Origin of the sequence: Nitratidesulfovibrio sp. 1201_IL3209 (assembly GCF_036763125.1) — a bacterium.
Taxonomy (GTDB): domain Bacteria; phylum Desulfobacterota; class Desulfovibrionia; order Desulfovibrionales; family Desulfovibrionaceae; genus Cupidesulfovibrio.
Map to the genome: position 1 here is coordinate 1 of NZ_JBAIYT010000095.1, position 369 is coordinate 369.

1 protein-coding gene is annotated in these 369 nt (G+C 57.7%); it reads right to left on the reverse strand.

The window, feature by feature from the left end:
• Positions 1–232, reverse strand: a 232-nt coding sequence (locus V6B97_RS17480) for a type II toxin-antitoxin system RelE/ParE family toxin (protein WP_333507720.1), incomplete at its 3' end; no start/stop codon positions are given.
• Positions 233–369: the final 137 nt, after the last annotated feature.

Sequence of the window (369 nt, forward strand, 5' to 3'; positions counted from 1 at the left end):
GAAATCCCTTGATGTGGATTTCTTTGTATTCCCTGGAGACCTGGAGCAGTTCGGGCACGGGATGGCCGCGCAGGGGCAACGTTTTCAGTCTCTGCCCGGCGTCTTTGCGGATTGTTCCGGCCAATTCTCGCGCGGTTTCAGGGCCTTCATTGACGAGGATGTACCGGATGATTTCGACGAAGTCCTCCAGGGCTCCTTCGGCCCAGCGCACGTTCCAGACGTCATTGCCCATTGTGGGCCTCGATTATGGCGTCAATCCGATCCATACCTTCGTCAAAATCCACCGTCCGCCCGTGCTTCACGTCATCAAGCCGCAAAGCGAGCAACTGGAGCATGGCGAGGCTCTCCTGAGTGGCTTCCCACTCTTCC